The organism is Lelliottia jeotgali, assembly GCF_016771845.1.
GTDB lineage: Bacteria > Pseudomonadota > Gammaproteobacteria > Enterobacterales > Enterobacteriaceae > Enterobacter > Enterobacter jeotgali.
In genome coordinates, this window is the sequence record NZ_JAENMQ010000004.1 from 82881 (window position 1) to 103261 (window position 20381).

Annotated in this window: 21 protein-coding genes; 8 read left to right on the plus strand and 13 right to left on the minus strand. The window is 58.4% G+C overall.

Features of this window, described 5'->3' with window-relative positions; all coding sequences use genetic code 11:
* The first annotated feature begins 88 nt into the window (after window positions 1-88).
* Genes JBO43_RS11185 through JBO43_RS11195 form a run of 3 tightly spaced genes read left to right on the plus strand, consistent with a single transcriptional unit; the run spans window position 89 to window position 1928 of the window.
* Window positions 89-703: a methylthioribulose 1-phosphate dehydratase gene (locus JBO43_RS11185; RefSeq protein ID WP_202674312.1), complete on the plus strand. Its 615-nt coding sequence runs from the start codon at window positions 89-91 to the stop codon at window positions 701-703.
* Complete coding sequence (gene mtnC, locus JBO43_RS11190; protein WP_202674313.1) at window positions 700-1389, plus strand: acireductone synthase; 690 nt, start codon at window positions 700-702, stop codon at window positions 1387-1389. The genes JBO43_RS11185 and mtnC overlap by 4 nt, the downstream gene beginning before the upstream one ends.
* Window positions 1386-1928 carry a 1,2-dihydroxy-3-keto-5-methylthiopentene dioxygenase gene (locus tag JBO43_RS11195; RefSeq protein ID WP_095281183.1) on the plus strand — a complete coding sequence of 181 codons (543 nt, stop codon included), beginning with the start codon at window positions 1386-1388 and terminating at the stop codon, window positions 1926-1928. Before mtnC ends, JBO43_RS11195 begins: the two co-directional genes overlap by 4 nt.
* An 87-nt stretch (window positions 1929-2015) precedes the next feature.
* On the opposite strand, the gene JBO43_RS11200 is transcribed toward JBO43_RS11195, so the two are convergent.
* Entirely contained in the window at window positions 2016-2492 is a 477-nt protein-coding gene (locus JBO43_RS11200; protein ID WP_095281182.1) for an SRPBCC family protein, read from the minus strand.
* 43 nt (window positions 2493-2535) lie between these two features.
* A complete protein-coding gene (mtnA, locus tag JBO43_RS11205; RefSeq protein WP_202674314.1) occupies window positions 2536-3552 on the minus strand; it encodes an S-methyl-5-thioribose-1-phosphate isomerase in 1017 nt (338 codons plus the stop codon).
* A gap of 105 nt (window positions 3553-3657) precedes the next feature.
* On the opposite strand from mtnA, the gene mtnK reads away from it, so the two are divergent.
* Window positions 3658-4857, plus strand: a complete 1200-nt coding sequence (gene mtnK / locus JBO43_RS11210) for an S-methyl-5-thioribose kinase (protein WP_202674315.1) — start codon at window positions 3658-3660, stop codon at window positions 4855-4857.
* Window positions 4858-4915: 58 nt separating this feature from the next.
* On the opposite strand, the gene JBO43_RS11215 is transcribed toward mtnK, so the two are convergent.
* The 4 genes from JBO43_RS11215 to JBO43_RS11230 form a co-directional block, all read right to left on the minus strand.
* Window positions 4916-6160: an LVIVD repeat-containing protein gene (locus JBO43_RS11215; RefSeq protein WP_202674316.1), complete on the minus strand. Its 1245-nt coding sequence runs from the start codon at window positions 6158-6160 to the stop codon at window positions 4916-4918.
* An 86-nt stretch (window positions 6161-6246) separates the two neighbouring features.
* Window positions 6247-7311: a sugar ABC transporter substrate-binding protein gene (locus tag JBO43_RS11220; protein ID WP_095281178.1), complete on the minus strand. Its 1065-nt coding sequence runs from the start codon at window positions 7309-7311 to the stop codon at window positions 6247-6249.
* Window positions 7312-7339: 28 nt separating this feature from the next.
* Entirely contained in the window at window positions 7340-8335 is a 996-nt protein-coding gene (locus tag JBO43_RS11225) for an ABC transporter permease (protein ID WP_102104200.1), read from the minus strand.
* Complete coding sequence (locus JBO43_RS11230; RefSeq protein WP_202674317.1) at window positions 8332-9834, minus strand: sugar ABC transporter ATP-binding protein; 1503 nt, start codon at window positions 9832-9834, stop codon at window positions 8332-8334. Before JBO43_RS11230 ends, JBO43_RS11225 begins: the two co-directional genes overlap by 4 nt.
* Before the next feature lie 162 nt (window positions 9835-9996).
* Here JBO43_RS11230 and JBO43_RS11235 point away from each other — a divergent pair, with 162 nt between their 5' ends.
* The 4 genes from JBO43_RS11235 (at window position 9997) to JBO43_RS11250 (ending at window position 12757) form a co-directional block, all read left to right on the plus strand.
* Window positions 9997-11085 carry an oxidoreductase gene (locus tag JBO43_RS11235; RefSeq protein WP_202674318.1) on the plus strand — a complete coding sequence of 363 codons (1089 nt, stop codon included), beginning with the start codon at window positions 9997-9999 and terminating at the stop codon, window positions 11083-11085.
* Between the two features lie 57 nt (window positions 11086-11142).
* Window positions 11143-11886, plus strand: a complete 744-nt coding sequence (locus JBO43_RS11240) for an SDR family NAD(P)-dependent oxidoreductase (RefSeq protein WP_095281174.1) — start codon at window positions 11143-11145, stop codon at window positions 11884-11886.
* A 189-nt stretch (window positions 11887-12075) separates the two neighbouring features.
* Window positions 12076-12372, plus strand: a complete 297-nt coding sequence (locus tag JBO43_RS11245; protein WP_202674381.1) for a type II toxin-antitoxin system RelE family toxin — start codon at window positions 12076-12078, stop codon at window positions 12370-12372.
* On the plus strand, window positions 12353-12757 hold the full coding sequence (locus JBO43_RS11250) for a type II toxin-antitoxin system RelB family anti-toxin (protein ID WP_095281172.1): 405 nt from the start codon (window positions 12353-12355) through the stop codon (window positions 12755-12757). The genes JBO43_RS11245 and JBO43_RS11250 overlap by 20 nt, the downstream gene beginning before the upstream one ends.
* On the opposite strand, the gene JBO43_RS11255 is transcribed toward JBO43_RS11250, so the two are convergent.
* From JBO43_RS11255 to entC, 7 genes are all read right to left on the minus strand, one after another.
* Entirely contained in the window at window positions 12754-12951 is a 198-nt protein-coding gene (locus tag JBO43_RS11255) for a YbdD/YjiX family protein (RefSeq protein WP_095281171.1), read from the minus strand. The two genes, JBO43_RS11250 and JBO43_RS11255, sit on opposite strands and share 4 nt — an antisense overlap.
* A 103-nt stretch (window positions 12952-13054) precedes the next feature.
* Window positions 13055-15160, minus strand: coding sequence for a pyruvate/proton symporter CstA (gene cstA, locus JBO43_RS11260; RefSeq protein WP_103949471.1), 2106 nt, complete (start codon window positions 15158-15160; stop codon window positions 13055-13057).
* 296 nt (window positions 15161-15456) lie between these two features.
* Window positions 15457-15870, minus strand: coding sequence for a proofreading thioesterase EntH (gene entH, locus JBO43_RS11265; RefSeq protein WP_012016530.1), 414 nt, complete (start codon window positions 15868-15870; stop codon window positions 15457-15459).
* Complete coding sequence (entA, locus tag JBO43_RS11270) at window positions 15871-16626, minus strand: 2,3-dihydro-2,3-dihydroxybenzoate dehydrogenase EntA (RefSeq protein ID WP_103946704.1); 756 nt, start codon at window positions 16624-16626, stop codon at window positions 15871-15873. It abuts the gene before it with no gap.
* A complete protein-coding gene (locus JBO43_RS11275; RefSeq protein WP_103949472.1) occupies window positions 16626-17480 on the minus strand; it encodes an isochorismatase in 855 nt (284 codons plus the stop codon). The genes entA and JBO43_RS11275 overlap by 1 nt, the downstream gene beginning before the upstream one ends.
* A 10-nt stretch (window positions 17481-17490) precedes the next feature.
* On the minus strand, window positions 17491-19101 hold the full coding sequence (entE, locus tag JBO43_RS11280) for a (2,3-dihydroxybenzoyl)adenylate synthase EntE (protein WP_202674319.1): 1611 nt from the start codon (window positions 19099-19101) through the stop codon (window positions 17491-17493).
* 9 nt (window positions 19102-19110) lie between these two features.
* Window positions 19111-20286, minus strand: a complete 1176-nt coding sequence (gene entC, locus JBO43_RS11285) for an isochorismate synthase EntC (RefSeq protein ID WP_202674320.1) — start codon at window positions 20284-20286, stop codon at window positions 19111-19113.
* Between the last annotated feature and the right edge of the window lie 95 nt (window positions 20287-20381).

A 20381-nucleotide genomic window follows, 5' to 3' on the forward strand; every position in this document is an offset into this window, starting at 1 on the left:
ACACTATAACACGATGTTAGTCTTTGGCAATCAAGACGCTTAGACGTCTATACCATATGAATATTCCTGGCCGAGAGGGTAAAAGGAAATGACAGACCACCTGCAACTCACACAGCTCGTCGACGCCTGCCGCTGGATTGGCGCAAAAGGCTGGGCGCCCGCAACCGGCGGTAACATGTCCGTACGTCAGGACGATACGCTCTGTTGGCTCAGCGAATCCGGTAAAGACAAGGGCAGCCTGACCACGGACGATTTTCTGCAAGTGGAGATTGCTACCAACCGCGCGCCTTCCGGGCGCAAACCCTCGGCGGAAACGGGCCTGCACACGCTAATTTATCGCCTGTTTCCGCAGGCCAACGCGGTGCTGCACGTTCACACCGTCAACGCGACGGTGCTGTCGCGTCTGACGAAGACGCCTGAACTGTCGATCAGCGGTTTTGAGATGCAAAAGTCCCTCAGCGGACAGACTACCCATCTGGATACGCTCACCATTCCGGTGTTCGACAACGATCAGGACATTGACGCCCTCGCCTCACGAATCGCCCATTACGCGCAGGAACGCCCGCTTAATTATGGTTTTCTTCTGCGCGGTCATGGCTTAACCTGCTGGGGACGCGATGTGGCCGAAGCCCGCCGTCACCTTGAAGGCCTTGAATTCTTATTTGAATGCGAAATGCGTTTACGACAACTGGAGAGATTATGATTCGCGCGATAGTGACGGATATTGAAGGGACCACCAGCGATATTCGTTTTGTTCACAATGTGTTATTCCCCTACGCGCGCGAGCGGCTGGCGGCGTTTGTTACCGCCCAGCAGTACGCCGAACCGGTGAAATCCATTCTGGACAACCTGCGTGATGAAATCAGTGAGCCGCACGCCAGCGTAAGCACGCTTATCGACACGTTGTTTACGTTTATGGATGAAGACCGCAAATCCACCGCGCTAAAAGCCCTGCAAGGGATAATCTGGCAGGACGGTTACGTTAACGGCGATTTCACCGGCCATCTCTATCCGGATGTTCTGCCTGCACTGGAAAAATGGAAGTCGCAAAACATTGATCTCTATGTTTATTCCTCTGGCTCAGTGGCGGCGCAGAAACTGTTATTTGGCTACAGCGACGAAGGTGATATTACTCATCTGTTCAGCGGATATTTTGATACCCATGTGGGTGCGAAGCGCGAAGTGCAATCTTACGCCACCATTGCCGCGCAAACCGGCATCGCCCCGTCGCAAATCCTGTTCCTCTCAGACATTCACCAGGAGCTGGACGCCGCTGAACAGGCAGGTTTTCGTACCCTGCAATTGATTCGCGGTGATGAGGATGGCGCAAGCCACCACCATCAAATACATCGATTCGACGAGATTAATCCGGAGCAGATCCCTTCATGAGCGCATTGACCCTTTATTCCGACACCGACACCCGTACCCCGCTGTGGCACAGTACACACGCGGACGAAATCGCTGAAAAGCTCAACGCCCGCGGCGTGCGCTTTGAACGCTGGGAAGCCGATCGCGATTTAGGCCACGATCCTGCGCCGGAGACGGTGATCGATGCGTATCAACATGCGATCGATAAACTGGTGGCGGAGAAAGGCTATCAGAGCTGGGATGTGATCAGCCTGCGCGCGGACAACCCGCAGAAAGAGGCGCTGCGCGCGAAGTTCCTCAACGAACATACCCACGGCGAAGACGAAGTGCGTTTCTTCGTCGAGGGCGCCGGGCTGTTCTGTCTGCACATCGAAGACCAGGTTTATCAGGTGCTGTGCGAGAAAAACGATCTCATCTCCGTCCCCGCCGGAACGCCGCACTGGTTTGATATGGGTTCTGAGCCGAACTTTACCGCGATCCGCATTTTCGATAACCCCGAAGGATGGGTGGCACAGTTTACCGGGAGTGAGATTGCGGACGGCTATCCGCGCCTGGCTTAAAAACAGTGTCGGGTGGCGGCTGCGCCACCCGGTGTATTCAATCTCCGATCCCGTAGGCCGGGTAAGCGCCAGCGCCACCCGGCTTTTTTACAGCGACCGCGGCAACCCATTCGCGTAAACCACCAGCTGGTCCAACACAATCCCCCAGCCTTCATGGAAGCCCATCTTCTCGTGCTGCTCGCGGATTTCCGCCGTGGGATGACGTGCAATGGCGGTATACCGCGTTTGCCCTTCTCCCACATCTTCCAGCAGCAAAATGGCGGTCATGAACGGGTGTTCGGCGGGTTTCCAGCCTTCCGTGTAGCCATCGGTAAAGACCAGTTTCTTACCCGGTTCGATCTCCAGAAAGACGCCTTTGTTGTCCATCCGTTGGCCGTCCACCTCAAACACCGTGTTAAAACGCCCGCCTACGCGCAGGTCGAGGTCACACTCGGTCACTTTATGGGGAACAGGAATGAAGAACTGTTTGATGTGCTCGGGCGTTGTCCAGCACAGCCACAGCAGGTCGCGTGGCGCATTCACCACGCGTTCCAGTTTTAAGTCAGTATCAGGATTGAGCGTCACGGTTTGATCCTCTTCGGGGAAGGCCCTTAAAGGATAGCCGGACTCAGGCGAATTTCCCTGCTGCCACCTCGTGCGGCCACACCACGCCCGTATCCAGTACCCAGCCGCTGATCAACGCCGCAGGCGTAACGTCAAACGCCGGGTTGTAGACTTTCGCCTCTTCCGGAGCCCACTGCACCGCGCCAAAACTCCCGGCGACGCCCGTCACTTCGCTGGCGGCGCGCTGCTCAATCGGGATCGCCTCACCGTTCGGACAGTTTGGATCGAGCGTGGTTTGCGGGGCCGCAACGTAGAACGGAATACCGTGGAATTTCGCCAGCACCGCCAGAGAGTAAGTCCCGATTTTATTCGCCACATCGCCGTTGGCGGCAATGCGATCCGCCCCGACCCACACCGCATCCACCTGCCCTTTTGCCATCAGGCTGGCGGCCATAGAATCGGTGATCAGCTGATACGGCACGCCCAGCTCACCCAGTTCCCAGGCGGTCAGCCTGCCGCCCTGCAATAGCGGACGCGTTTCATCCACCCAGACATTGGCGATTTTGCCCTGCTGATGCGCAATCGCAATCACCCCCAGCGCGGTGCCGACGCCCGCCGTCGCCAGGCCACCGGTGTTGCAGTGGGTCAGCAGACGGCTTCCCGGTTTGACCAGTTCGCTCCCCGCGCGGGCGATGGCGTCGCAGAGCTGTTTGTCTTCCTCAATCAGACGCAGCGCTTCTGCCGTCAAAGCGGGAACAAAATCCTCCTGCCACAGCGCCACCTTCATTCGGTCGAGATTGTTCATCAGATTCACCGCGGTCGGACGTGACGCGCGCAGAGTTTCCAGTGATTCAGCCAGTTCATCGCGGCTTTTCCCGGACTCGGCCAACAGTGCCAGCAACAGACTGGCAGACAGCCCGATCAGCGGCGCGCCGCGCACTCTGAGCGCGTGAATGTGGCCGACCAGCGCCTCTACCGTTGAAGCGTCCAGCCAGCGTTTCTCCTGCGGAAGCGCCTGTTGGTCGAGAATAAATAGCTGATTATCCGCCACCCGCAGGCTGGTCGTCTGTAATGTCTGCATGTCGTTAATTCTCTGTTGCGTTGTTGTATCACATTGTGTCAGGATAAAATTCAGATGTATAGACGTCTAAATGTCTTTATTACCAGAACTGATGAGGAACAGGCAATGTCGCAATACCGTACCTTTACCGCCCAGGATGCCGTGGAATATGCAAAGCAGTTTGGCGGCCTCGATAACCCATCATCGCTGGTGGAGGCGCAGGAAGTGGGCGACGGCAACCTCAATCTGGTGTTTAAAATTTTTGATGCCGAGGGCGTGAGCCGCATCATCGTCAAACAGGCGCTGCCCTATGTGCGCTGCGTCGGCGAGTCCTGGCCGCTGACGCTGGATCGCGCCCGTCTTGAAGCGCAGACCCTGGTCGAGCACTATCAGCATAGCCCGCAGCATACGGTCAAAATCCACCACTATGACCCGGAGCTGGCGGTGATGGTGATGGAAGATCTCTCCAGCCATAAAATCTGGCGCGGCGAGCTGATTAGCGGGGCGTATTACCCACAGGCTTCACGTCAGCTGGGGGAATATCTGGCCCACACCCTGTTCCACACCAGCGATTTTTACCTGCACCCGCACGCTAAAAAAGCGCAGGTGGCGAAGTACATTAACCCGGAGATGTGCGAGATCACTGAAGATCTGTTCTTCAACGATCCGTACCAGATCCACGAGCGCAATAACTATCCGGCTGAGCTGGAAGCAGACGTAGCCGCCCTGCGAAATGACGATCGACTAAAAGTCGCTGTCGCGTCGCTCAAGCACCGCTTCTTCTCGCAGGCCGAAGCCCTGCTGCACGGCGACATTCACAGCGGCTCAATTTTTGTTGCTGACGGCAGCCTCAAGGCGATTGACGCCGAGTTCGGCTATTACGGCCCAATTGGGTTCGATATCGGTACTGCCATCGGCAATCTGTTGCTGAACTTCTGCGGTCTGCCGGGCCATCTGGGCATTCGTGATGCGGCTGCCGCCCGCGAGCAACGTCTGACGGATATTCAGGAGCTGTGGAACACTTTCGCAGAACGCTTCCAGGCGCTGGCGCGAGAGAAGACCCGAGATGCGGCCCTGAGCGCGCCGGGCTATGCCTCTGAGTTTCTGAAAAAAGTCTGGACCGATGCGATTGGTTTTTGCGGTACGGAGCTGATCCGCCGCAGTGTAGGGCTGTCGCACGTGGCGGATATCGACACCATCGCCGACGAGGCGATGCGCCACGAATGCCTGCGCCACGCCATCACCCTCGGCAGAGCGTTGATTGTGATCGCCGACCGTATCGACAGCGCCGAGGAGTTAGTGGCGCGGGTGCGTCAGTATAGTTGAGTGCGGTTTGTTGCCCTCACCCCAACCCTCTCCCACAGGGAGAGGGAGATAAATGCACCTATCCCAAATACTCAATCACCGACAACCCACCGTTGTAATCGGTGCTGTAAATAATCCCCTGCGCGTCCACGAACACATCGCATGACTGAATCACCTGCGGGCGATTCGGGCGTGTGTCCATCATTTTTGTCGGCGCGGCGGGCACCAGCGCACCGGTTTCCACCGGGCGGTACGGGTTCGAAATATCGTACGCGCGCACGCCCGCATTCTGGTAGGTCGCGAAAATCAGCGTCGAGCTGATAAAACTCCCAGGCCGGTTTTCGTGCAAATTGTGCGGCCCAAAGTGCGCCCCTTTTGCCACATAGTCCGTTTCATCGGGCTGCGGGAAGGTTGAAATACTGACCGGATTCGACGGCTCGCGGATGTCGAACAGCCAGATCAGCTTTTCGCCATCTTCCTGATTATCAAGCACCGCTTCATCCAGCACCACCAGCAGATCCCGGTCCGGCAGCGGTAGCGCGGTGTGCGTTCCGCCGCCAAACGGCGGGCTCCAGTTGCGATGGCTAATCAGCTTCGGCTGCGTTCTGTCCTTCACATCCAGCAGCGTCAGACCGCCGTCGCGCCAGCTGCCGTAGGCGGTATCGCCCGCGATAATCGCGTGATGCAGGGCGTAGCGTTTGCCTTCCGGCCATGTCGGTTGTTCGCCTGCCGCCTGATTCATCCCCGGTAACCACCAGCGGCCCGCCACTTCCGGTTTGCGCGGATCGGCCAGATCGATGGTCAGGAAAATGTAGTCGGTAAAACCGTCGATCAGCGCCGAGACATAGGCCCAGCGCCCACCGACGTACCAGATGCGGTGAATACCGATCCCGTCGAGGGACAGGAAGCTGATTTCACGCGGTTTGTCCGGCGTGGAGATATCAAAAATCCGCAGCCCCGCGCTCCAGCCTTTGTCCTGCACGTCGCTGACGGTGTGCCCCACCTGGCGGGTGTAGTAGACCTTTTCGTCGGCAAAACGGGCGTCGGCAAACAGATCGCGGGCATTGATCACCAGCAGCAGATCGTCATGCGCCTGCAAATGCACATTCCAGGTACCCGGCGGCGCAGGCACATAGCCCGCCGCTTTTGGATTTTTCGGGTCGCGCACGTCGACGATGGAAAAGCCCTGCGACACCATATGGCCGATATAGGCAAAACCACGATGCACCATCAGCTGCACGCCGTCCGGGCGACCGCCCTGATCGCTGTGACCAATCAGCCGCATATTGCGGGTGTAGTCGGGGCGAGGTAATTGAGAGGACATATCCGTTCCTTTTGCCGGATGGCGGCTGCGCCTTATCCGGCCTACGTTTTTTGTAGGCCCGGTAAGCGCAGCGCCACCGGGCAATGTTACTTGCTCTTGGCTTCCAGCGTCGCAAACCACGGCGCGATAAAATCTTCGGTCTGGCCCCAGCCCGGAATGATTTTTCCGAGCGACGCCACGTTGACCGCACCCGGCTGGGCCGCCAGCAACGCCTGTGGAATGGCTGCTGCTTTAAAGTCGTAGGTCGCAGGTGTGGTTTCGCCCGCGATCTTATTGGCAATCAGACGCACGTTGGTGGCCCCGATCAGCTTCGGATCAACCGCCACGCTCACTTTCCACGGGCTGCCGGATTCGCGCATCAGCTGCAAATCCTGGTTGGAAATATCAATGCTGTAGAGTTTGATCTCGGTGCGACCGTTCTCTTTCAGCGCCTTATAAGCGCCCTGGCTGAAGGCATCCCAGGTTCCCCAGATCGCGTCAATCTGGCCTTTCGGGTATTTCGCCAGCACTGCGCCGACTTTGTTCGCGGTGTCGCCCTGCACGTCAGACGACACCGCGCCAATCGACTCCAGCTCTTTGATGCCCGGATACTGCTTTTGCAGCTCCTGGTACGCCGCCTGACGACGTTCCATCGGCGGGAAGCCCGCGACCCACAGCTTGATGATGTTGGCTTTGCCGTTGAAATCTTTCGCCAACTGGCCAAACGACAGGTTGGTCAGAGAGGCGTCGTCCTGCTGGGTGACGGTCACGCCCGGAATTTCACCGTTGACGGCGGTATCGAACACCGCCACTTTGATCCCGGCATCGACGGCTTTTTTCACCAGCGCCGTGGAGTACGGATCACGCCCCTGAGAAAGGATGATTCCGTCATATTTCTGGCTGATGGCCTGGTTAACGAAATCCTGGAATTTGGCGTCATCGCCGTTGCTTAAGAAGGTGCTGACTTTAAAGCCGAGCTTTTTCCCTTCCTGAATCGCGCCCGAGACAAACTGGGTGGTGTTGTCATCAGAACCGAGGTTACGAATCACCGCAATGCGAATCGGGCCTTCGTGGTTAGCAATCGCCGCCGGAACCGGCGCAGGCGTCGCGGCGTAGCCAGGCAATGCCGTCAGTAATCCCAGCGCCACCAAAGAGAGTGCTATTTTTTTCATTTTGTTATCCCGTTGTGTTGTTAAGTTTTTAACGTTTTTGTATGTAGGTAATCGCCAGCGCCACTGCCAGCACCAGCCCTTTTATAATGTCCATCGCGTAATACGGCACCGAGAGCATCACCAGCCCGTTGGAGAGCACGCCTAAAATCACCGCCCCGACCAGCGTCCCCAGCGCATTAGGCTTGCCGGAACCCGCCAGCGAAAAACCAATCCACGCCGCGGCCACCGCATCCATCAGATACCCACCGCCCGCATTCACCTGTGACGATCCAATGCGTGACGCCAGCAAAATTCCGCCTAACCCGGCCAGCAAAGAAGCAATCACATACGCCGCCACTTTGTAACGCGTAGTGCGAATGCCGGACAACCGCGCCGCTTCAGGATTGCCGCCGATGGCGTACATGCGCCGCCCGTGCGTGGTCAGCGACAGTCCCAACTGTGCCAGCACCGTCACCACCAGCATGATAATCACAATCGTCGGCACCTGGCCGAGCAGGCCAAACGCCGCTGGAATGGTCCCTTCCGCCATGTCGCCGCTCGGCAGCACCATGTTTTCGGTAATGGAGCCACCGTAGCTGTAGGTCATCGCCACGCCTTGAATGACGAACAGACTGGCGAGCGTCGCCAGCATGTCCGGGATGCGCAGGATGACAATCAGAAAGGCGTTAAACAGCCCGACCAGCGTACAGAGCGCGAGGGTGATCAGGATCGACTCGGTCGTCCCAAAGCCATGCCAGACGAACAGCGAAATCACCAGCGCATTTGCCAGCGACGCCGTCGAACCGACGGAGAGATCAAACCCGCCGACGGTCAGGGAAATCGACACCCCAATCGCAATCACCGTCACAATGGCGATGGAACGCAAAATGTTGATGATGTTGAACGGATCGAGGAAGTTGTCCGACGCAATACCAAAAATCGCCACCAGCGCGACCACGGTCAGCAACATGCCCCATTTGTAGAGAAAATCGAAAAACTGCTGACGGCCCGACGCCGTCGCATTCACTGAAAGGGCCTTGCTCACGACGCCGTACCTCCGGTTGAATAATAAAGTAATGTCTCTTCGCGGGCCTCGGCCCCGGCGATTTCTGCCACGATCTTGCCGTCCCACAGCACGCAGATGCGGTCGCACAATCCCACCAGCTCGGCAAACTCGCCGGAGGCGTAAATCACCCCTTTGCCTTCACGCGCCAGACCGTCGATCAGCTGGAACAGATCGGTTTTGGCCTTCACGTCCACGCCTTTGGTCGGCTCGTCAAAGATCAGCACGCTGGCGTTACCGCGCAGCCATTTGCCAATTGCCACTTTCTGCTGGTTCCCGCCCGACAAACGACGCAGAATCTGCCCCGGCCCGCGCGCTCGCACGCCGACGCGGGCGATCACTTCCTCGGCCCAGCGCCACGCCTGACGATGGCCAAACAGGCTCCAGCGCGAGAAGCTGTTATCCGCACTCACCGCCAGGTTCATGCTCACCGGTTCGTCGATAAAAATGCCCTCTTTGCGCCGCTCTTCCGGCACCAGTGCCAGCCCGCGCATCACTGAATCTGCCGGGTCACGCGGTTTCCATGCCTGATGATTCAGTTCTCCGCTGTCAATACGGCTTTTCGAGGCGCCAAACAGCGCCTTGCACAGTTCCGTTTTCCCGGCCCCGGCTAGCCCAGCGATACCGAGAATTTCGCCTTTGCGCAGGTGCAGGGAGATATCTTTCAGCAGCGTTTCATCGTGCAGCCCTTCCACGCGCAGCAGGGTTTCGTCGCTGTGCTTTGGGCGTGCAGGCGGGTAGATATCGCTCAGCTCGTGGCCGAGCATCTTCTCGACGATGGCTTCACCAGAAAGCGCTGCCATCGGGCCGGACTCAATCAGCTTACCGTCGCGCAGCACCGTTAAGGTGTCGCAAATCGCTTTCAGCTCATGAATGCGGTGCGAGATAAACACCACGCCGATCCCCTGCTGTTGCAGGCGCTTGACGACTGCAAACAGGCGCTCGCTTTCGTGGGCATCCAGCGGCGCGGTGGGTTCATCCAGAATCAGAAAACGGCAGTGGTGCGACAGGGCCCGCGCCAGCAGAATTTGCTGCTTTTCGGCGAGAGTGCAGCTGTCGATGGAACGACGAACGTTGAGGGAAATATCCAGCTGCGCCAGGGCCTGCTGCGCCTGTTCGCGAATCGCACGCCAACGATAGCGATGACCCGGCTGCGCCAGATTATCGAGCATGATGTTTTCGGCGATGCTTAAGCCAGGAATCAGCGCCACATCGACTTCCTGCTGCACCAGATGAATACCCAGCAGTTTGGCATCCAGCGGTTCGCGGATACCCACCGGCTGATTGTTAATGCTGATTTCACCCTCGTAATGGTCATGCGTGCCGCACAGCACCGCCATCAGCGTCGACTTTCCGGCCCCGTTTGCCCCCGTCAGCGCATGGACGGAACCGCCCGTAAGCGTGAAATCTACGCGCGACAGTGCCTGAAACCCCGAAAAGGCCAGGCTGATACCACGCATCTCAAGGCGACTGGAACCCATCCGCTGTCATTCCTTCTCATTTAATATTTTGATTTATTGAATTTTTCACAGCTGGGGTTGACTGGCAATGAGTGAAAAGGCATAAGATAAAGCGAAATATTATTAGCCATCCGGATGTCCAGACATAACATCAGGTTAGCGCTTCGCAAAAAGGACACCCTCATGAGCAACACAGATATTCGAGTCGTACCCGGCCCGGCAAACTATTTTTCGCACTCGGGCAGCCTCGCGCGTCTGAGTGATTTTTTCACCCCGGAACAGCTTTCCCGCGCGGTGTGGATTTACGGCGAACGCGCCATCGAAGGCGCACGCCCTTTTCTGCCTGAAAGCTTCAACGCGCCTGGCGCGAAGCATCTGCTGTTTAAAGGCCACTGCAGCGAGCGCGATGTTACTCATCTGGTGAATGAATCAGGTTCGGACGTTAGCGTGGTGATCGGCGTTGGCGGCGGCGCGGTGCTCGACACCGTCAAAGCGGTGGCGCGTCGACTCGGTGCACCGTTCGTCGGTATTCCCACCATCGCTGCCACCTGCGCAGCGTGGACGCCGCTGTCCGTGTGGTACAACGACGCCGGTCAGGCGTTACAGTTTGAGATTTTCGATGACGCCAATTTCCTGGTGCTGGTCGAGCCGCAAATTATCCTCAACGCCCCGGCGGAGTATCTGCTGGCGGGCATCGGCGATACGCTGGCGAAATGGTACGAAGCGGTGGTGCTGGCGCCGAAACCGGAAGAACTGTCTCTGACGGTGCGGCTCGGCATCAACGGCGCACTGGCGATCCGCGACGTATTGCTGGAGAGCAGCGAACAGGCGCTGGCGGATCAGGATCGTGGCGAACAAACTCAGGCGTTTCGCGATGTGGTCGACGCCATTATCGCCGGTGGTGGAATGGTCGGCGGGCTAGGTGAGCGCTACACCCGCGTGGCGGCGGCGCATGCGGTGCACAACGGGTTAACGGTGCTGCCACAGACTGAGAAATTCCTGCACGGCACCAAAGTCGCTTACGGCATTCTGGTGCAAAGCGCCCTGCTCGGTCAGGACGATGTTCTTGCGCAGTTAATTGCCGCATATCAGCGTTTTCATCTGCCAACTACGCTTCGTGAACTTGACGTGGATATCACTAATCGCGCTGAGCTGGACAGGGTGATCGCCCATACGCTGCGCCCGGTGGAGTCGATTCACTTCCTCCCGGTCACCCTCACGCCAGAGACGCTTTACGCTGCGCTGGTGAAGGTGGAAAACTTCAGCCGCTAATCGCCTCGACCGTCTATACCTAATGATGATTCTCACCACTCTCGCAACGAGGTCATCATGCAGATTGATTTAACGGGTAAGAAGGCGCTGGTTACCGGCGCCAGTCGTGGTTTGGGGCGTGCCATCGCGCTGTCGCTGGCCCAGGCGGGGGCTGACGTGGTTATTACGTATGAAAAATCCGCTGATAAAGCCCAGGCCGTCGCCGATGAGATAGCCGCACTTGGGCGTCACAGCGAGGCGATTCAGGCCGACAGCGCCAGCGCACAGGCCATTCAGGATGCCGTGACGCAGGCCGCGCGAACATTGGGCGGGCTGGATATTCTGGTCAATAACGCCGGGATTGCGCGCGGCGGCCCGCTGGAGTCCATGACGCTGGCGGACATCGATGCCCTGATCAACGTCAACATCCGCGGTGTAGTCATCGCCACCCAGGCTGCATTAGTCCATCTGTCTGACGGCGGGCGCATCATTAACATTGGCAGCTGTCTCGCCAACCGCGTCGCCCAGCCCGGAATCTCCGTCTACTCGATGACCAAATCTGCCCTTAACTCTCTCACCCGAGGTCTGGCCCGCGATCTGGGGCCGCGCGGAATCACCGTCAATCTGGTCCATCCCGGCCCAACCAACAGCGACATGAACCCGGAAGATGGCGAGCAGGCTGACTCTCAGCGCCAGCTGATTGCCACCGGTCATTACGGCCAGCCGGAAGATATCGCGGCGGCGGTGACCTTCCTCGCAAGCCCTGCCGCCGGGCAAATCTCTGGCACCGGTCTGGACGTGGACGGCGGCTTAAACGCCTGAAGCCTGCTTCCACATTTTTTGCACGCCTCTGTCGCCTGACAGAGGCGCTTGCGAGCCGCCTCGCCCCCCTTCGTTTTGCCCCTTTCGCCGTAAAATCCCGCGCTCTACAGTACCCCATAAGAAATTCGGAATTTTTCTAATAGTCTTATTATTTCCTTATAAAAAATGGGGTGTAAAGTGGAGGAACAGATGAGGGTTGTCTGGTCGAATGTGGCGAAAAAAGAGTTGAGCAGAATCGACAGCAGGTATCAAAAACGAATCGAGGAGAGGTTATCCAGCCTTAACGATCATTCAGCACCAAAACCCGATCTCAGAAAAATGTCCGCGACAGAAAATCATTACCGCCTGCGCGTGGGAGATTATCGAATCATCCTCACAATGGACGACGGCGAGCCAAGCGTCTGTCATGTTCTGTCTGTCAAGCGCAGAACGTCTACCAATTATCTACATGAGGAATGTGTACCCTATGGCCGTTCAAATAATTAATGATCACGAAGGGAATCCGCAGTACGCCGTTATCCCGTATAACGAGTATTTTCGTATGTGTTTGCAGATGTCAGAAATCGACGACGAGACTGATGACGATCTGGAGGATATCGAGTGCGAGCATGATATCTATGATGATGTCGAGCTACCAGGTGACGTTTGCAGCATCATGACTTACGAAAACGTCAGCCTGCAGGCCGCCTGGCGTATCCTGCGCGGTTTATCTCAACAGGAAGTGGCCGATAAACTGGGCATCAGTCAGTCCGCCGTTTCACAGCTCGAAGCGCTGGACTCCCGCCCGCAAAAACGTACCCGCGAAAAGCTGGCCGCCATTTACGGCTGCACTCAGGAACAAATCAGCCTCTACTTCCCGAAAGAGGGTTAACAGCACTTCGGCCCGCCTTTGCTGCCGTAACGAGCGTCCTGACGATCGCGGAAAAACGCTTCGTAAGTCATCGGCGTCTGGTCTGGATGGGTGACGCGCATGTGTTCGACATAGTTGTCGTAATCCGGTACACCGATCATCATTTTGGCCGCCTGGCCGAGGTATTTTCCTGCTTTGGATAAGGTATCGAACATGGTTAATTCTCGTGTTGTCCCCTCACCGCAGCCCTCTCCCAAAGGGAGAGGGGGATAAGAAGCGTAGGCCGGGTAAGCGCTAGCGCCACCCGGCATGGTTTTGTTAATGCGCCCCTTTCGCCTGCGTCACAATCTCTTCCAGATTTTGCGGCATCGGCTCGTACGGGGTCTCTTTCGCAGTCGGCTTGTCTTCTTTCAGCGCCGCCAGGGCGGTCTTCAGAGAGTACAACGCCAGCACCACAACCACCACCATAAAGAAGACGGTCAGCCCGGCATCCAGACGGTTGTTAAATACCAGTTGTGACAGCTGCGACTCGGTGTACTGTGCCGGGATCTTACCGCTGTCGATCATCGCCTGGAACTTATTGGCAATCGCAAGGAAGCCGACTTTGTTGTCCGGACTAAACGCTTTCTGCCAGCCAGCGGTGAGCGTACAAATCAGCAGCCACGCCGTTGGCACCAGTGCTACCCACGCATAACGTTGGCGCTTCATTTTAAACAGCACCACCGCGCAAAGCATCAGCGCCATTCCCGCCAGCATCTGGTTAGCGATACCAAACAGCGGCCACAGGGTATTGATCCCACCCAGCGGGTCCACCACGCCCTGATGCAGGAAATATCCCCACGCCAGCACGCACAGCGCCGTCGCCAATAGGTTGGCAGGCAGCGAATCGGTGCGCTTCAGGTTCGGTGAAATCACCCCCAGCAGATCTTGCAGCATAAAGCGCGCCGCACGCGTCCCGGCATCCACCGCCGTCAGGATAAACAGCGCTTCAAACAGAATCGCAAAGTGATACCAGAACGACACATCCATCAGCCCGCCGAGCGCGCCGTGCAGGATGTACGCCATCCCTACCGCCAGCGTTGGCGCACCGCCCGCACGGGAGATGATCGACTGCTCGCCCACTTCGTTCGCAATGTGGGTCAGGGTTTCCGGGGTAATCGCGAAGCCCCAGCCGCTCACCACCTGCGCCGCAGAGGCCACCACATCAACAGTACCCGCCGGAGCCAGCACCGCCATCGGGCTGTTCATCGCAAAGTACACGCCCGGATCGATGATGCAGGCCGAGACCAGCGCCATGATCGCGACGAAAGACTCCATCAGCATGCCGCCGTAGCCAATCAGGCAGGCCTGATTTTCATTGGCCAGCATTTTCGGCGTAGTCCCGGAAGCAATCAACGCGTGGAAGCCCGACACCGCCCCGCAGGCAATGGTAATAAACAGGAACGGGAACAGGTTGCCGGTCCAGACCGGGCCAGTACCGTCGATGAATTTGGTCAGGGCAGGCATCGTCAGGGTCGGGCGCATAATCAGAATACCGATCGCCAGACCAACGATAGTGCCGATTTTCAGGAAGGTAGAGAGGTAATCGCGTGGAGCCAGCAGCAGCCAGACCGGCAGCACTGCCGCGACAAAACCGTAGCCCACCAGCATCCATGTCAGCTGCACGCCGGTAAAGTCAAAGTACGGCGCCCAGGTCGGGCTTTCCGCCACCCAGCCACCGGAGATAATCGCGAACACCAGGAAGAACAGGCCAATGACCGACACTTCACCAATGCGCCCAGGGCGGATGTAGCGAATGTAGATCCCCATGAAAATCGCCAGCGGGATAGTAAAGGCCACGGTGTAAGTGCCCCACGGGCTGTGGGTCAGGGCTTTCACTACGATCATCGCCAGCACCGCCAGAATGATCACCATGATCATAAAGGTGGCAATCAGCGCAATCACCCCGGCCGTTGCGCCCATCTCTTCTTTCACCAGCTCACCGAGCGAACGCCCGTCGCGGCGGGTGGAGACAAACAGCACCATGAAGTCCTGCACCGCCCCGGCCAGCACCACGCCCGCGAGGATCCAGATCATCCCAGGCAGATAGCCCATCTGCGCGGCCAGCACCGGCCCGACTAACGGCCCCGCTCCGGCGATCGCCGCAAAGTGGTGACCGAACAGCACTTTTTTATCCGTTGGTACGTAGTCCAGCCCGTCGTTATGACGAACCGCAGGCGTCATACGCGTGGCATCCACCGCCAGGACTTTGTCGGCAATAAAACGACCATAAAAACGATACGCGATCAGATAAATGCAGACGGAAGCGACGACAATCCATAGCGCATTGATCTGTTCACCACGATTGAGGGCGATAAAGCCCAGAGCAAATGCGCCCACAACGGAGAGCACTGCCCAGATGAGGTATTTCCCTGAGTTGTTCATAGTTGATATCCGTTAGCGTGAAACAGTGAGATGTTACATTTTGTTTCTAGATCACGGCTTAAAATTTAACAACTTTGAAACTCAATAATGCGTGGTCAAACCAGATATTTACGTGACTGTGTTACGTAGATCACTTTCATGGTGGCATTGCCCGGTGGCGTTAACGCTTACCGGGCCTACAAACTTCGGGCGGACATATTGCCCGGTGGCAGCTGCGCCTTACCGAGCCGATGTTCGGGGATTTTGTAGGTCGGGTAAGGCGCAGCCGCCACCCGACAAACACGCGGGCACCAAACCTACCCCAACACCATCGTACTCAACCGACAGGTACAGCACCGCCGTCCCTGCTCGTCGAACACCACGATCTCCCAGCTTTGATTTTGACGCCCCAGATGCAATGGCTGACACACGCCGCGCACTTTGCCCTGCGACACGGCACGGTGATGGGTCGCATTCAGCTCCGTCCCCACCACGTTTTGCCCGTCGCGGGTCATCAGAAAACCGGCCATCGAGCCCAGCGTCTCCGCCAGCGCCGCCGAGGCACCACCGTGCAGCAGGCCAAACGGCTGATGCGTCCGCGCATCCACCGGCATTTCGGCTTCGAGGGTGTCATCGCCGATGCGGGTGTAAACCATCCCAAGATGCGCCACCATCGTATTCAGGCTGGTGGCGTTCAGCTCTTCAAGGGACAAATGACGTTTCCAGATCATCTACGCCCCCAGGGTTGAGCCGCCGTCGACCACAATATCCTGCAGCGTGATGTGGCTGGCCAGATCCGAGGCGAGGAACAGAATGGTGTTGGCAATTTCAGGCGGTCGCGCAATTTTGCCGAGCGGAATGCCCAGCTTAAACTGCTCACCAAATCCGCGAATGCGCTGCTGCTCGGCGTCATCGCTCACCCACAGGGTGCGCTGCATGTCGGTATCGGTCGATCCTGGCGAGACAATATTGCAGCGCACGCCGCTGCCCGCCAGCTCTAAACCGACGGTCAGCGCCAGGCTTTTCAGCGCCGCTTTCGATGCGCCGTACGCGCTCATCCCGATGCGTGGGGTGTGCGCCGCGTCAGATGCGACGGTGACGATTGCCCCACCCTGCTGACGGCGGAACTGCCCCATCGTCTGCTGGAACAGGTTAAACGCCCCGCCGACGTTGACCGCAAAAGTCTGCTGCCAGTCGTCCTGCGAGAGCTGATCCGTCGCCCCCATGCGCAAAATCCCTGCCGCGTTCACCAGCACGTCGAGGCGCTCGGTCGTCGCCAGCACGCGCCCGCAGACGTCGCTCACCTGAGTCGCATCCGCCACGTTCAGCACTTCGGTCGCGAACGGGTAATCCTGCTCCGGGAACGCGAGATCAAAACCGGTCACCTGCGCGCCAGCCTCAACAAAGGCCAACGCTGTAGCGTAACCGATGCCTTTTCCGGCCCCGGTTACCCAGACGGTTTTACCGCTGAAATCGAAACCGGCCATCACTTCACCTCGCGGGAAAGCAGCGCCCACCAGGCATCAATGGTTGGATTTTTAGCCAGCATCACGAAATCGATATCGCCGTGCACTTTGCGCCAGCGGGCCGCGAGCGCCATCATGCGCACGGAGTCCAGACCGTAATCGATCAGGTTCTCGTCATCCATCGGCTCGTCGGATTCATCCAGCAGCGGCAACACCACGGCGCGCAGCGCCTCAATGCTTGCTGGCACAGACGGCAGCAGTTCATCGGTCATCACCACACGACCGGTACGGCCCGCCACGTAGTTGAGGGACATCAGGTGCTCTTCACGGCTGAAATCAGCCAGCGCGTCGGCGATGAAGAACGGTTTGATATCGCGCATAAACGCATCCGTCGCGGTGGTCATGCAGCCGATATGGGCGTAGACACCGGTAATCAGCAGTTGATTACGGCCTGTCTCTTTCAACATCTGCTCCAGCGGCGAACGGTGGAACGCGCTGTAGCGCCATTTCACCAGCACGGTGTCGGCTTCGTCCGGAGCCAGTTCGGCAACAATGCGCTGCTGTTCCGGGGAACGCGTCAGGCCGGGTCCCCACATGTCGTTCAGCAGGGCGCGATCTTCATCGCTCTGCTCTTTCGGCTGGGCGGTGTAATAGACCGGAATGTTATGTTTTTTGCAGTAATCACGCAGTTGAGCGATGTTCGCCACCACTTGTTCCATCATCGGGCAGTTATCGCCCCAGAAGTTGAGGAAGTATTCCTGCATGTCGTGGATCAGCAGCGCCGCGCGCTCAGGCTCAAACGCCCAGCTCACTTTGTTGTTCGGCAGATCGGCCACCGTTGGCAGCGCATAACCGGTTAATTTTGGGATTGCCATATTTAACTCCTCAGCCCTTGGCGCGTTCGGCCAGCCACAGGCGCAATTGTTTCTTGTCCACTTTTCCTACCGGCGTCAGCGGCAGCGCATCCACGCTCTCGACGCGATCCGGCAGCTTGAAATCCGCCACGCCCTGCTCACGCAGGAAACGCCGCACCTCCACCGCCCGCAGCGGGGTTTTCACCACCAGATACGCGCAGCTTTTCTCACCCAGCAGGCTGTCTTCCATGCTGACCAGCGCCGCGTGGATCACCGCGTCGTGGCGCAGGAGCAGGTTTTCGATCTCTTCGGCAGCGATCTTCTCGCCACCACGGTTGATCTGATCTTTTTCGCGCCCCTGAACGGTGATGTAGCCCTGTTCGTCGATGGCGATCAGATCGCCCGAGCAGTAAAAACCGTCGGCGTCAAAGGCGCTGGCGTTGTGCTCCGGGCTTTTAAAATAGCCGCGGAAGGTGTACGGCCCGCGCGTCATCAGGCGTCCGACTTCGCCGCGCGGCAGTGGATTGCCGTGTTCATCCGCCACCCACACTTCGTCGTCCGGGCACATCGGGCGGCCCTGGGTGTTCATGATTTTTTCCGGCGAATCGTCGAGCGCGGTGTAGTTCACCAGCCCTTCCGCCATACCAAACACCTGCTGTAACTGGCAGCCGATTTCCGCCGGAATACGCGCGGCAAGCGTGGCAGAAAGACGTGCGCCGCCCACCTGCAACAGCGCCAGCGTCGCGAGCTGGGCGTTGCCCGCGCCTTCGGCAATCGCCTGCAACCACAGGCTGACCGCCGGTGGCACCAGCGAGGTCACGTTAATCTGATGTTTTTCGATCAACGGGAAGCACAGCGTCGCGCTTGGATCGTTGGCCAGCACCACGCAGCCGCCCGCGAGGAACACGCCGAGCGAGCCGGGGGAACTCATCGCGTAGTTATGCGCGGCAGGCAGCGCATTCAGGTAGCGCGTCTGGCTGTTGATGGCGCAAATCTCGTTGCTGCGACGAATGCTGTAGTAGTAGTCATTGTGGGTGCGCGGGATCAGTTTCGGCGTGCCGGTGCTGCCGCCGGAGAGCTGGAAAAACGCCACTTCATCGGCAGGCGTTGGGCTGGCGATAAAGTTATCCGCCGGGCGCGCTATCGCCGCTTCCAGGGCATGTTCGCCCGTATCACCGCGCAGCAGCACCACGCGCACGGAGCGATGCTGGTCGACAAAGGTATTCAGGAAATCATCGCCCGCAAACAGCGCGTGCTGCCTGTCGGCAATCAGCAAAGCCGGTTCAATCTGCGTGGCGTAGGCGTTCAGTTCGCTGCGCTGATGGCTGAACAGGGCATTGACGGGCGCAACGCCCACCTGTAACAGCGCGAAGAACGTCACGTAAAACTCCGCCACATTGCCGAGCTGCACCAGCGCCGTCTCACCGCGCTTCACGCCCTGCGCCTGCAAGGCAGACGCCAGATTGTTCACCGCCTGATGGAACTGGCGATAAGAGTACTGACGCTCGCAGTCGACAATCGCCGTCGCATCGCTGTCGGCGTGGCGGGTCAAAATATCGGTTAGCGGCAGATCCTGCCAGTAGCCTTTTTCACGGTAGCGCCGGGCAAATTCCTCGGGCCAGCGGGTAAAGGGAATCGTCATGTTCGTTCCTCAGTGCAAACCAAAAACGTTGAGCATGGTGGAGAGTTTGACCCCGGTTTCGCGCCACTCGCCGACCGGCGAAGAAGCCGGGACAATGCCCGCGCCCGCAAACAGGCGAACCGAATTCTGATGAATGCGCGCGCAGCGGATGGTCACTACCCACTCGCCGTTGCCTTCGCTGTCGCACCAGCCGACGATGCCGCCGAACAGTTCACGATCGAACGGCTCGAGTTCCGCAATCAGCTGTTTCGCCGCCTGATGCGGGAAACCACTCAGCGCTGGCGTCGGATGCAGTAGGCAGGCCAGCGTCAGCGCGTTTTCGTGTTCGTGCGCTTCGCCCTCGACAGGCGTCGCCAGATGCCAGAGCGTCGGCGTGGTCACTAACTGCGGTGAAGAGGGCATGGTCAGATAGTGGCTGCGTTTTTCGAGCACGGTTTTCATCGCCTGCGTCACCAGGTCGTGCTCGTGACGATCTTTTTCCGAGGCCAGCAGTTTGTTCCCGGCTTCGCGGTCCAGCATGTCGTCCGGCTGACGGCGCGCGGAACCGGCCAGCGGCAGCGAGCTAAAGTGCGTCCCCTCTTTGCGCAGCAGCAGCTCCGGGCTTGCGCCCAGCAGCACACCACCGTCTTCGAGCGGCACGTGGAAGTTAAAGCTGGCCGGGTTTTGCGCGATCAGACGCTCAAGCAGCGCCCCGCTGTCGATCTTCTGATCGGCGGCGATATCAATCAGGCGCGAGAGCACCACTTTATTGACCTGTGGCGTGGCGGTAAGCGCAGCGGCGCGGGCCACCATCTCTTCAAAAATCGGCTGCGAGGGGATTTCGGTGCGCGTCGTGACGCTCAGTTCCTGCGCCCCTGGAAGGTAGCGCGCAGATTTCTGTCGCGCCGGGCGCGAGAAGGTTTGCCAGCTTTGCGGAATAAACAGTGACGACGGTTTGCGGGTATCGAACGGGATCGCGCCGACCATAATCGGGTGCGTTATCCCCTGGGCTTTGGCCTGCCGGAAGGCCTGCGCCAGCTTTTGCTGGAAAGCACCAGCCAGATCGTCGCCGCCGACGGCGGATTCAGAAAAGCGGGCAAAACAGCCTGACGTGGTGAAACTGCGATAAGGCGACATAAAGAAAAAGCTGTCTGATTGCAGCGTGGTCGCGGTGTGCTGAACTTCCTCAGCCAATGACGTATCCATATCATCCTCCTTAAACGATAAACGCATTACGAATAGTTATCATTTATATTTTCGATGGCTAACCTAATCGCAGAGCGCGGTGGTGTCAACCGCCG

What these genes read in the sequence shown, in the direction of transcription:
- JBO43_RS11185 (WP_202674312.1), top strand. Translation starts at nt 89, where the DNA reads ATGACAGACCACCTGCAACTCACACAGCTCGTCGACGCCTGCCGCTGG.
- mtnC (WP_202674313.1), top strand. Translation starts at nt 700, where the DNA reads ATGATTCGCGCGATAGTGACGGATATTGAAGGGACCACCAGCGATATT.
- JBO43_RS11195 (WP_095281183.1), top strand. Translation starts at nt 1,386, where the DNA reads ATGAGCGCATTGACCCTTTATTCCGACACCGACACCCGTACCCCGCTG.
- mtnA (WP_202674314.1), bottom strand. Translation starts at nt 3,552, where the DNA reads ATGCAGACATTACAGACGACCAGCCTGCGGGTGGCGGATAATCAGCTA.
- mtnK (WP_202674315.1), top strand. Translation starts at nt 3,658, where the DNA reads ATGTCGCAATACCGTACCTTTACCGCCCAGGATGCCGTGGAATATGCA.
- JBO43_RS11215 (WP_202674316.1), bottom strand. Translation starts at nt 6,160, where the DNA reads ATGTCCTCTCAATTACCTCGCCCCGACTACACCCGCAATATGCGGCTG.
- JBO43_RS11220 (WP_095281178.1), bottom strand. Translation starts at nt 7,311, where the DNA reads ATGAAAAAAATAGCACTCTCTTTGGTGGCGCTGGGATTACTGACGGCA.
- JBO43_RS11230 (WP_202674317.1), bottom strand. Translation starts at nt 9,834, where the DNA reads ATGGGTTCCAGTCGCCTTGAGATGCGTGGTATCAGCCTGGCCTTTTCG.
- JBO43_RS11235 (WP_202674318.1), top strand. Translation starts at nt 9,997, where the DNA reads ATGAGCAACACAGATATTCGAGTCGTACCCGGCCCGGCAAACTATTTT.
- JBO43_RS11240 (WP_095281174.1), top strand. Translation starts at nt 11,143, where the DNA reads ATGCAGATTGATTTAACGGGTAAGAAGGCGCTGGTTACCGGCGCCAGT.
- JBO43_RS11245 (WP_202674381.1), top strand. Translation starts at nt 12,076, where the DNA reads ATGAGGGTTGTCTGGTCGAATGTGGCGAAAAAAGAGTTGAGCAGAATC.
- JBO43_RS11250 (WP_095281172.1), top strand. Translation starts at nt 12,353, where the DNA reads ATGGCCGTTCAAATAATTAATGATCACGAAGGGAATCCGCAGTACGCC.
- JBO43_RS11255 (WP_095281171.1), bottom strand. Translation starts at nt 12,951, where the DNA reads ATGTTCGATACCTTATCCAAAGCAGGAAAATACCTCGGCCAGGCGGCC.
- cstA (WP_103949471.1), bottom strand. Translation starts at nt 15,160, where the DNA reads ATGAACAACTCAGGGAAATACCTCATCTGGGCAGTGCTCTCCGTTGTG.
- entH (WP_012016530.1), bottom strand. Translation starts at nt 15,870, where the DNA reads ATGATCTGGAAACGTCATTTGTCCCTTGAAGAGCTGAACGCCACCAGC.
- entA (WP_103946704.1), bottom strand. Translation starts at nt 16,626, where the DNA reads ATGGCCGGTTTCGATTTCAGCGGTAAAACCGTCTGGGTAACCGGGGCC.
- JBO43_RS11275 (WP_103949472.1), bottom strand. Translation starts at nt 17,480, where the DNA reads ATGGCAATCCCAAAATTAACCGGTTATGCGCTGCCAACGGTGGCCGAT.
- entE (WP_202674319.1), bottom strand. Translation starts at nt 19,101, where the DNA reads ATGACGATTCCCTTTACCCGCTGGCCCGAGGAATTTGCCCGGCGCTAC.
- entC (WP_202674320.1), bottom strand. Translation starts at nt 20,286, where the DNA reads ATGGATACGTCATTGGCTGAGGAAGTTCAGCACACCGCGACCACGCTG.